A 10,183-nucleotide genomic window follows, 5' to 3' on the forward strand; every position below is an offset into this window, starting at 1 on the left:
ACCAGGCGGAGGTGCCGCTCGCCGCCCAGCAGGACCTCGGCGGCCAGCACCGGCTCGCGCGCAGCCTCGGGGAGCCCGGCCCAGCCGTCGGCGCCGATGCCGACGACGGTGATCCGGCCGGTCACTCGACCCACCGCGGCGTCCAGACCGCCCCGCCCGCCGTCACCCGGGTGGTCGACGAGCCGACCAGGAGCAGGCACTTCATGTCGATGGAGCCGGCGTCCAGCTCGGCGAGGGTGGTCACCTCGAGCGACTCCTCCTCGCGACCGACGTCGCGCCCGACGACCACCACGGTGTCGGGGGAGCGGTGCTCGAGCAGCAGCTTCTGCGCAGCGACGACCTGGTCGCGCCGCGACCGGGAGGCGGGGTTGTAGATCCCCAGCACCAGGTCGGCCTCCGCGACCGCCCGGAGCCGGCGCTCGATCACCGGCCATGGCTTGAGCCGGTCGGACAGGCTCAGCACCGCGAAGTCGGCGCCGATCGGCGCCCCTGCCCGGGCCGCGACCGCCTGGATCGCGCTCACCCCGGGGAGCACCCGCACCGGCACCGCGGCGTACTTCTCGTCCGAGGCGGCCTCGTGGACCGCGGACGCCATCCCGAACACGCCGGCATCGCCGCCGGACACCACCGCGACCCGCTCGCCGGCCAGCGCCAGGTCCAGCGCGAACCGCGCCCGGTCCACCTCGACGGTGTTGCCCGATGCGTGTCGCTGGAGCCCGGCGCGCTGCGGCACCCGGTTGAGGTACGGCGCGTAGCCGACCACGTGGTCGACCTCCGCCAGCGCCTCCGCCACCTCCGGCGTCAGCCAGCGGTCGGGTCCCGGGCCGAGCCCGACGACGAGCAGCTGAGCCGGCGCCTTGGTTTCGAGGCTCGGCGCCGGGGCGCCTCGCACCTCAACCAGCGGCGCACTCTCGCCGCCGCTGGTCGAGGTGCGAGCGAGTTCGCCGCTGGTCGAGGTGCGAGCGAGTTCGCCGCTGGTTGAGGTGCGAGCGAGTCCGTCGCTGGTCGAGGTGCGAGCGAGTCCGCCGCTGGTTGAGGTGCGAGCGAGTTCGCCACTGGTTGAGGTGCGAGCGAGTCCGCCGCTGGTTGAGGTGCGAGCGGAGCGAGCCTCGAAACCAAGGCGCAGCCGCTCGCTGGTCGGCTGACCGGCCGAGTCGCCGGGCACCACGATCAGGGAGAAGTACGGAACCGTCGTCGGGTCGACCTCGGCGACGGGGAGCCACCGCTCGGCGGGCATCGAGGCGCGCTCGACGTACATCGCGTTGTCGAGCCGCCCGGCCTGGGCGAGCGCGGAGCGGACGGCGGGGAAGGTCCGGCCCAGCTTCATGATCACGGCGGCGTCGGTGTCGGCGAGGCGCCGGGCGAGCTCGGACTCGGGGAGGGTGCCGGACAGCACGGTGAGCACGTCCTGCTGCCGGACCAGCGGCGTCGCCAGCGCCGAGGTGGCGGCCGCGAACGCGGGCACTCCCGGCACCACCTCCGACGCGAAGCGCTCCTTGAGCCGGTCGTGGAGGTACATCGACGAGCCGTAGAACAGCGGGTCGCCCTCGGCGAGGAGTACGACGTCGCGGCCGGCCTCGAGGTGCCGGACCACGCGGGCGGTGCAGTCCTCGTAGAAGTCGGCGAGGGCGCCGACGTACCCGGCGGGGTGGTCGGTCGTGCCCGTCGTGACCGGGTAGCGGAGCTCCTCCTCGACGGCGCTCGCCGGGATCAGGTCGGCGGCGATCCGGCGGGCGTTGGATTGCTTGCCGACGCCGGCGTGGAAGGCGACGACGTCGGCGTTCTCGATCAGCCGCGCCGCCTTGCGGGTGATCAGGTCGGGATCGCCGGGGCCGACTCCGACGGCGAAGAACCGTCCTGCCCCGTAGGTGTGCAGAGTCACTCGGCCTCCTGTGCCAGTGCGTTGACTGCCGACGACGCCATCGCCGAGCCGCCGCGACGGCCGCGGACCGTCACGTAGGGGACGTCGATGCCGTGCTCGTCGGCGAGCGCGACGAGCGCCTCCTTCGACTCCCGGGCGCCGATGAAGCCGACCGGGCAGCCGACGATCGCGGCTGGTCGGGGCGCGCCGGCGATCAGCATCTCCAGCAGGTGGAACAGCGCGGTCGGCGCGTTGCCGATCGCGACGACAGCGCCCTCGAGGTGGGGCGTCCAGAGCGAGACCGCGGCGGCGGTGCGGGTGGTGCGCCACGCTTGCGCCAGTTCGGGGACCGCAGGGTCGTTGAGGAAGCACAGCACCTCGTTGCCGGCGGGCAGCCGGCCGGCGGTGATGCCCATCGCGACCATCCGGGCGTCGCAGAGGATCGGTGCGCCCGCGGCGAGGGCCGCCCGCCCGGCTGGCGCGAGTCCCGGGTGCAGCACCAGGTCGGCGGCGAGGTCGGTCTGGCCGCTGCCGTGGATCATCCGGACGGCGACCTTCTCGGCGTCGGCCGGGACCGACGACAGGTCGGCCTCGCGGCGGATCGTCGCGAAGGAGTCGAGGTAGATGGCCGGCCCGTCCGCGACGTAGTCGTAGCGACGGGGCGGGGGAGTCGGTGCAGGACTCAGAGCAGGACGCCGTGCCATGGCGTGATCACCACCTCGGTGGTCCGGCCCGCCCACGCGATCGCGGTGGCGGGGTCGATGCCGTCGTCGGTGACGGCGACGTGGGTCAGGTCGGGGAGCCCGGCGATCGGGCCGTAGGGAAGGGGGGTCTCGGTGCGCGGCTCGCCAGGCGAGGGCGTCGCGAGACCCCGCACCAGCGGTCGCTCGAGCTCGTCGACGTGCCAGGCCGCGGTCGGGCCCGTTCCGCGGCGGTCCAGGAACAGGAGCGCGAGGCCGACGAGGGCGGTCGGCGCGTCGGTGAGGTCGATGACCCGCCCCCAGGCGGTGCCGACCCGCAGCTGGGCCGTGCGGTCGTCGAGCGCGACCAGGCCCAGGTCGCGGTGGCGGTCGGCGAGGTCGCCGCGCCCGTCGTCGAGGGTGAACAGGAAACGGCCGGGCAGCGCGGCGAGCGCGGGCTCGTCGAGGATCAGCGCGTCGAGCGATCGCGTGAGGGGACGGAGGTCCGCCTGCCCGCCGACCAGACCGGTCAGCGGCGAGGTCAGCACGTTGCGGGACAGGTCGTGCGCGCGCGAGGGCAGCAGCCCGGTGGCCTCGATCTCGGCCACGACCCGCTCGGGGAGCACGCCTTCGGTCAGCGGCAGGCCGCGCAGCTGGAGGTTGGCTCGACCGGTGACGTGGACGCGGGCGTCGCCGTACTCCTGCGCGAGTGCGGACAGCGCCAGCAGGGACGCCGTGCGCAGCCGGCCGCCGGGGACCCTGATCCGCACCAGGCCGCCGTCGGCGGCGGGCCAGGGCCGGAGCACCCCGGGGCAGCGGTCGGGTCGGGTGCGGGCCGTCGACACGGTGCCCGAGTACGTCGCGCTCATCGCGCTCCTCGCAAGGTCTCGGGCTCTACGCGTCGCCCGCGGATGACCTCGCGGCGGCTACCGCAAGGGCCAGCAGGTCTTCGGACTCGGGATCATCCGGAACGGAGCGCCTTCCCAGGCCGGTCAAGCACCCAGTGACATCTATTGCCCCGCCCGTCACCCACACCGCTGCGCGTCAGTCCCGGACTCTCACCGGGTTCCCTGACCACCGTTGGCACGGAGGTTGACTGGCGGTCAGAAGACTAACCGGTGGTGCAGGTGCGAGCGAAGCGAGCCCGCCCGGTGGTTGAGGTGCGAGCGAAGCGAGCCGGCCCGGTGGTTGAGGTGCGAGCGAAGCGAGCCTCGAAACCACCAGTAGCCTGACGGACATGCCAGCGCTCGCGGACCTCGTCACCCTGATCCATGAGTGGTACCCACCCGCCACCGCGGAGGACTGGGACGCCGTCGGCCTCGTGTACGGCGACCCGGAGCAGTCGGTCAAGAAGGTGATGTTCGCCGTCGACCCGACCCCGGCCGTCGCCGCGGAGGCAGCCGAGTGGAAGGCCGACCTCCTGGTCGTCCATCACCCGCTCTTCCTCAAGCCGGTGCACGGCTTCGCGGCCACCACGCCGAAGGGACGCACCCTGGCCACCCTCGCCGGCGCCGGCTGCGCGCTGCTGACGGCGCACACGAACGCCGACCAGGCCGCCGGCGGTGTGTCCGAGGCGCTCGCTCTCGCGCTCGGCCTGACCGACCTCGAGCCGCTGGTGCCCGCGACCGGCGAGCCCGTCGACAAGCTCACCGTCTTCGTCCCGAGCGACGCGGCGGCGCCGGTGCGGGCGGCGCTCGCGGAGGCCGGCGCGGGCCGGATCGGCGACTACGACTTCGCGTCCTTCAGCACCCAGGGCGAGGGCCGGTTCCGGCCGCTCGAGGGGGCCTCGCCGATGATCGGCACCGTCGGCGAGATCGAGACCGTCGCCGAGGTGCGGATCGAGGTGATCCTGCCCCGCCACCTGCGCCGCGACGTGGTCGCCGCGATGCTCGACGCGCATCCCTACGAGGAACCGGCGTACGACGTCGTCGAGCTCGCCGATCCCGGTCGGGTCACGACCGGCACCGGCCGGGTCGGCACCTACCCGGCTGCGAGCCTCGCCGCGTTCGCCGAGGCCGTCGCCGCTGCGCTCCCGGAGACCCAGCACGGTGTGCGGGTGGCCGGCGACCCGGAGCGGACGGTCAAGAAGGTCGCCGTCTGCGGCGGGGCGGGCGACTTCCTGCTCGACCGGGTCGCGGCGTCCGACGTCGACGTCTACGTCACCAGCGACCTGCGCCACCACCCCGCTGCGGAATTCCTCGAGAAGGGCGGCCCGGCGCTGGTCGACGTGGCGCACTGGGCGGCCGAGTGGACCTGGCTGCCGGCCGTCGCGGCGCGGGTGGGCGAGGCCTTCGGCCACGACGTGGACACCCGGGTGAGCACGCTGTGCACCGACCCCTGGACACTACGCATATGAAGAGAGGGGCCGCATGAAGGCCGACCCGGATGCCCAGCTGAAGCTGCTCGACCTCCAGAAGCTCGATGCGGCGGCCGATCAGCTGCGACACCAGCGGGCCCACCTGGCCGAGGACGCCGAGATCGCCGCGCTGGCCACCCGCCGTGCCGACGTGCTGGGGCGCAGCCGCGACCAGGAGATCGTCGTCGCCGACCTCACCTCGGCCCAGGAGAAGGCCGACGCCGACGTCGAGCAGGTCAAGGCCCGCCGCAAGCGCGACCAGGACCGGATGGACCAGGGCCTGATCTCCAACCCCAAGGACCTCGAGCGGATGCAGCACGAGCTCGAGTCGCTCGAGCGGCGGATCGGTGTGCTCGAGGACGAGGAGCTCGAGGTCATGGAGGACCTCGAGGCCGCCCAGACCGAGCTGACCACCATGCGCACCGACCTGGTGGAGACCGACGAGCGGCTGGCGGCAGTCACCGCGACCCGCGACCAGAAGTACGCCGACATCGACGCCGAGCTCCAGCGGATCGAGGGTGAGCGGAGCCCGATCGTGGCCGTGCTGCCGACCGACCTGCTGGCGCTCTACGAGCGGCTGCGCACCAACAAGAACGGCATCGGCGCCGCCGAGCTCCGCGCCCGCCAGTGCGGCGGTTGCATGCTGAGCCTCGACAACGCCGACCTCGCCGACATCCGCAGCCGGGCCGAGGACGAGGTCGTCCGGTGCGAGCAGTGTCAGCGGATCCTGGTCCGGACGAGCGAGAGCGGGCTCTGACGTGGCGGGTGACCACCACGGTCGCCGGTCGGTCATCGTCGAGGCCGACGGTGGGTCGCGCGGCAACCCCGGGCCGTCGGCGTACGGCGCCCTGCTCAAGGACGCCGAGACTGGCGAGGTCATCGCAGAGGACGGGCAGGCGATCGGCGTCGCGACCAACAACGTGGCGGAGTACTCCGGCCTGATCGCCGGGCTCCGGCTCGCGGAGCTCTACGCGCCCGGCGCCGAGATCGAGGTCCGGATGGACTCGAAGCTGGTCGTCGAGCAGATGAGCGGCCGGTGGAAGATCAAGCACCCCGACATGCGCCCGCTCGCGACGGAGGCGAACCGCCTCGCGCCGTTCGGCACGACGTACACCTGGGTGCCCCGGGAGCAGAACAAGCATGCCGACCGGCTGGCCAACGAGGCCCTGGACGGCCTGCGGGACGGCGTGAGCGTCCTCATCTCCTCCGACGACCAGCAGCTGGGCTCGGAGCCCGACGAGTCGCTCATCGAGGAGCTCGAGAGCCCCGCCGCGACCGCCGGCGTCGACCAGGCGGGCGAGCCGCCGAAGATGGTCGGGGCGCCGACGACGCTGGTGCTGCTCCGCCACGGCGTCACTCCGCACACGTCCGGACGCCGCTTCTCCGGCGGCCTCGGCGGCGACAATCCCGGCCTGAGCGACGAGGGTCGCGAGCAGGTCCGGGCTGCGGCCACCTGGCTCACGGAGCTGAAGGACCGCATCGACGCCGTGGTCTGCTCGCCGGTCCGGCGCACCCGCGAGTCCGCCGAGATCGTCGCAGCCGAGCTCGGCCTCCCGCTGCAGGAGGAGCCCGGTTTCGCCGAGATGGAGTTCGGTGCGTGGGACGGGCTGACCTTCATGGAGGTCGCCGAGCAGCACAAGGAGTCGTTCGAGTCGTGGCTCGGCGACATGGACGCCGCGCCGCCCGGCGGCGAGTCGTTCCGCACCGTCGAGACGCGGGTGCTGGCCGGGCTCGATCGGGTTCTCGAGCAGCACGCCGGTCGCACCGTGGTCGTGGTCAGCCACGTGACGCCGATCAAGACCCTGGTCGCCACCACGCTGCAGGCCTCGCTCGACGCGGTGTTCCGGATGGAGCTGAGCCCGGCGTCGGTCACCGTCATCTCGTTCTACCCCGACCCGTCGGCGCCCGACGGTTCCGGCTTCCGCGGCTCGCTGCGGCTCTACAACGCGCTGCCGCCGGGGGACCGGTCCCTGCTCGACGCCGGCCGCTGGTAGCCGCTGCCAGAGCGCTCGTCGGCTTCATCCGGATCGCGTCCAACCCCAGGATCTTCGATCGTGCGGTCACGCCCTCCCGTGCGATGGACCAGGTCGACCACTGGCTGGCTGCGCGGTCGGCGACAGTCCTCCAGCCGGGGGCCCGGCACGCCGCTCTCGTCCGCCGGCTCGTCGAGGCGGTCGGATCGGGCGGCAACCTGGTCGACGACGCCCACCTTGCGGCGCCGGCGCACGAGCACCGGGCGACGACGGTGTCCTTCGACACCGACTACGGCCGCTTCCCCGGTCTCCGCTGGGAGACGCCCGGCTGACCAGCGAGCTGCTCAGACCTCGCTGACGACCACGTCGAGCTGGGTGCCCTTCTTGGTGGCCTCGCCCGTCTCGACGTGCCAACCGAGGTCGGTCAGCAGGCTCGCGAGCGACTCCGGGGTGCGCGGGTCGCCGCCGTCCTCCAGCAGGGCGCGGACCAGCCGTCCCTTGGTGGCCTTGTTGAAGTGGCTCACCACCTGTCGCCGGCCGGCGACCTCGTGCAGCACCCGCACCGTCGCGACCCGGGGCGCGAGCTCGGCCGGCGGTCGCCAGAACCCGGCGTACATGCTCGACCGGAGGTCGACCAGGAGGCCGCGCCCCAGCGAGTCGACCACGGCGGGGCCGAGGGAGTCGCGCCACCAGCCGGCCACCGGACCGAGCCCGGGGACGGTTGCGTCGCCCGAGAGGCGGTAGGCGGGGATCCGGTCGCCGACCCGGACCAACCCGAAGAGGCTGGAGGTGATGGCCAGCCTCGACGCCGCCCGTCGCTTCGCGGACGGCGTCAGCGAGTCGAGGCCGAGCGCCTCGTAGAGCACGCCGTCGTAGATCCGGTCCGCGCGGGCGGTCGGGGCCTCGGTCAGCGAGGCGTTGCGCGCGATGAGGTCGGACTGGCTGCGGGAGAGGCCGAGCACCGTCGCCGCGTGGTCCGGCTGGTCGCGGCACAGCGCCACCAGCGCGTCCAGCACGCGCTCCCGGGCGGGGGTCAGGGAAGGCTGGGAGAGGGTCTTCAGCTCGAGTGGCCGACCCCGCCCCGGAGCGGACTTGCCCTCGCTCGGCGGCAGCAGGATCAACATGGCTCCCCAGCGTAGTGGGCGAAGGTGGCGTGTCCGCCAGGTGATGGGCGGGTGAACCGACGAGGTCCCGGCCCCACCGGACGGTGCGGTGCGCCCGGTTAGGGTCGTCGGCATGCCGAGCAACCTCGTCGTCCGGGTCAGGGAGAGCTCCGAAGCCTTGCGGGACGCGCTGAAGCAGGTCGAGGTGGAGCTCGAGCTGCCGGGCGAGTTCCCGGCCGAGGTGCAGCAGGCGGCCGAGCAGGCCGCGGCAGCGCCCGTGCTGCCCGACCTCGACCGCACCGACCTCGAGTTCGTCACCATCGACCCCGAGGGCTCGATGGACCTCGACCAGGCGCTCCACCTCGAGCGCACGGACGCCGGCTTCCTGGTGCACTACGCGATCGCCGACGTCGCGGCCTTCGTCAGCCCGGGCGACCCGGTCGACGTCGAGGCGCACGCTCGCGGCGAGACCCTGTACGGCGCCGGCAGCCGGATCCCGCTCCACCCGCCGGCGCTCTCCGAGGCGGCAGCATCGCTGCTGCCCGATCAGGTCCGGCCGGCGCTGCTGTGGTCGATCACCCTCGACGCCGCCGGCACCCCGACCGACGTGTCGGTCGAGCGCGCCCTGGTGCGCTCCCGCGAGCGGTGGTCGTACGCCGCCGCGCAGGCCGCGCTCGACGAGGGCACCGCCGGCGACGTGCTGCAGCTGTTGCGTGAGGTCGGGCGGCTCCGCGAGCAGCAGGAGGAGGCCCGGGGCGGCATCTCGCTCCCGCTGCCCGAGCAGGAGGTCGAGGTCAGCGACGACGGCGACTTCCGGCTCGAGTTCCGGCAGCAGCTGCCGGTCGAGCTCTGGAACGCGCAGATCTCGCTGCTCACCGGGATGTCCGCGGCACGGCTGATGCTCGACGGCAAGGTCGGCCTGCTCCGCACCCTGCCGCCCGCAGACCCGCGCGACGTCGAGCGACTGCATCGGGTGGCGAAGGGGCTCGGGATCGAGTGGCCGGAGGGTGCGCCGTACGACGTCTTCATCCGCTCCCTCGACACCAGCCGGCCCGCCCACCAGGCGATGGTCGTGGCCTGCACCCGGCTGCTGCGGGGCAGTGGCTACGCCGCGTTCGACGGGGAGGTGCCGGCCGCGCACGAGCACGCCGCGATCGCTGCGCCGTACGCCCACGTCACGGCGCCGCTGCGACGCCTGGGCGACCGCTACGCCCTCGAGGTCTGCGTCGCCCTGTGTGCCGGCGAGCCGGTGCCCGCGTGGGTGCTGACCGCGCTGCCGGACCTTCCGAAGACCCTCGACGAGTCCGCGCGCCGGGCCGGTGCCTACGGTCGTGCGGTGCTCGACGTGATCGAGGCCGGCCTGCTCGCCCATCGGGTCGGTGAGGAGTTCGGCGGCGTGGTCACCAGCGTCCACCAGGACGATCCGCGCAGGGGCGTCGTGATCCTGTCCGAGATCGGCGTCGAGGCCGCGGTCACCAGCGACCAGGACCTGCCGCTCGGCACCGCGGTCACGGTCCGGCTCGAGACCGCCGACCTGGCGACCCGGAAGGTGGCGTTCCGTCGTGGCTGAGGGTCTGGTCCTGGTCACTGGTGGCGTCCGCTCGGGCAAGTCCGGACATGCCGAGTCGCTGCTCGCCGACGAGCCCGCCACGACGTACGTCGCCGCCGGCCCGGCCTACGACGACGCGGACTGGCACCAGCGGATCGCCCGCCACCGGGAGCGACGGCCCGACACCTGGACCACCGTCGAGACGAGCGACCTCGCCACGGCGCTCGCGGAGGCGACCGGGCCGGTGCTGATCGACTGCCTCGGCACCTGGCTCGACGCGATCCTCGCCGAGGCGGGCCTGTGGGAGGCGCCGATGCCCGAGGTGGAGGAGCTCGTCACCGCCCGCACCACCGGCGTGGTCGCCACCCTCCGCGCCGCGACGTCGCCGGTGGTGATCGTGACCAACGAGGTCGGCCTGGGCGTCGTACCGGAACACCGGTCGGGGCGCCTGTTCCGCGACCTGCTCGGCACGGTCAACCAGCGGGTCGCGAGTGTCTGTGACGAGGTCCACCTGGTGGTCGCCGGACGGGTTTTGCGGCTCTGAGGGGTGGGGCGTGCGCCCCGGCTGCCCGTTTATCAAGGGATGTAGACGAACGACCGCTTCCCAGGGCGAGTTCGCCTAGGGATGTGCTCGTTCGGCTACATCCCTTGATAAACGGAC

At 73.4% G+C, this 10,183-nt stretch carries 10 protein-coding genes and 1 riboswitch; of the genes, 6 read left to right on the forward strand and 4 right to left on the reverse strand.

Annotated features, from left to right (window positions below):
- Positions 1-121: 121 nt before the first annotated feature.
- Genes H0488_RS24315 through H0488_RS18765 form a run of 3 tightly spaced genes read right to left on the reverse strand, consistent with a single transcriptional unit; the run spans position 122 to position 3,410 of the window.
- A complete protein-coding gene (locus H0488_RS24315; RefSeq protein WP_183100767.1) occupies positions 122-1,876 on the reverse strand; it encodes a precorrin-2 C(20)-methyltransferase in 1,755 nt (584 codons plus the stop codon).
- Between the two features lie 2 nt (positions 1,877-1,878).
- Positions 1,879-2,565: a precorrin-8X methylmutase gene (locus H0488_RS18760; RefSeq protein ID WP_183100760.1), complete on the reverse strand. Its 687-nt coding sequence runs from the start codon at positions 2,563-2,565 to the stop codon at positions 1,879-1,881.
- Positions 2,544-3,410, reverse strand: a complete 867-nt coding sequence (locus tag H0488_RS18765) for a ferredoxin-like domain-containing protein (RefSeq protein WP_183100761.1) — start codon at positions 3,408-3,410, stop codon at positions 2,544-2,546. The genes H0488_RS18760 and H0488_RS18765 overlap by 22 nt, the downstream gene beginning before the upstream one ends.
- A gap of 54 nt (positions 3,411-3,464) precedes the next feature.
- Positions 3,465-3,657: riboswitch (cobalamin riboswitch) on the reverse strand.
- Positions 3,658-3,778: 121 nt separating this feature from the next.
- Between H0488_RS18765 and H0488_RS18770 the strand changes: the two genes are divergently transcribed.
- From H0488_RS18770 to H0488_RS18785, 4 genes are read left to right on the forward strand one after another with little or no spacing between them, the layout of a single operon-like run.
- A complete protein-coding gene (locus H0488_RS18770; protein WP_183100762.1) occupies positions 3,779-4,897 on the forward strand; it encodes a Nif3-like dinuclear metal center hexameric protein in 1,119 nt (372 codons plus the stop codon).
- Between the two features lie 13 nt (positions 4,898-4,910).
- Positions 4,911-5,654: a zinc ribbon domain-containing protein gene (locus H0488_RS18775; RefSeq protein WP_183100763.1), complete on the forward strand. Its 744-nt coding sequence runs from the start codon at positions 4,911-4,913 to the stop codon at positions 5,652-5,654.
- A gap of 1 nt (position 5,655) precedes the next feature.
- The gene (locus H0488_RS18780; protein WP_183100764.1) at positions 5,656-6,891 is read left to right on the forward strand and encodes a bifunctional RNase H/acid phosphatase; all 1,236 of its coding nucleotides are present in this window, start codon (positions 5,656-5,658) and stop codon (positions 6,889-6,891) included.
- Complete coding sequence (locus H0488_RS18785) at positions 6,885-7,202, forward strand: TA system VapC family ribonuclease toxin (RefSeq protein WP_183100768.1); 318 nt, start codon at positions 6,885-6,887, stop codon at positions 7,200-7,202. Before H0488_RS18780 ends, H0488_RS18785 begins: the two co-directional genes overlap by 7 nt.
- Positions 7,203-7,214: 12 nt before the next feature.
- Here H0488_RS18785 and yaaA read toward each other — a convergent pair whose 3' ends face one another.
- Positions 7,215-7,994 carry a peroxide stress protein YaaA gene (gene yaaA, locus H0488_RS18790; protein ID WP_183100765.1) on the reverse strand — a complete coding sequence of 260 codons (780 nt, stop codon included), beginning with the start codon at positions 7,992-7,994 and terminating at the stop codon, positions 7,215-7,217.
- 112 nt (positions 7,995-8,106) lie between these two features.
- Here yaaA and H0488_RS18795 point away from each other — a divergent pair, with 112 nt between their 5' ends.
- Both H0488_RS18795 and cobU read left to right on the forward strand, forming a co-directional pair.
- Positions 8,107-9,543 (forward strand): RNB domain-containing ribonuclease, encoded by a 1,437-nt coding sequence (locus H0488_RS18795; protein ID WP_183100766.1) that lies wholly within the window; start codon positions 8,107-8,109, stop codon positions 9,541-9,543.
- A complete protein-coding gene (gene cobU / locus H0488_RS18800; RefSeq protein WP_312856432.1) occupies positions 9,536-10,066 on the forward strand; it encodes a bifunctional adenosylcobinamide kinase/adenosylcobinamide-phosphate guanylyltransferase in 531 nt (176 codons plus the stop codon). The genes H0488_RS18795 and cobU overlap by 8 nt, the downstream gene beginning before the upstream one ends.
- Positions 10,067-10,183 lie beyond the last annotated feature (117 nt).

Source organism: Nocardioides pelophilus (assembly GCF_014180685.1).
In the GTDB taxonomy this organism is placed as follows: domain Bacteria; phylum Actinomycetota; class Actinomycetes; order Propionibacteriales; family Nocardioidaceae; genus Nocardioides; species Nocardioides pelophilus.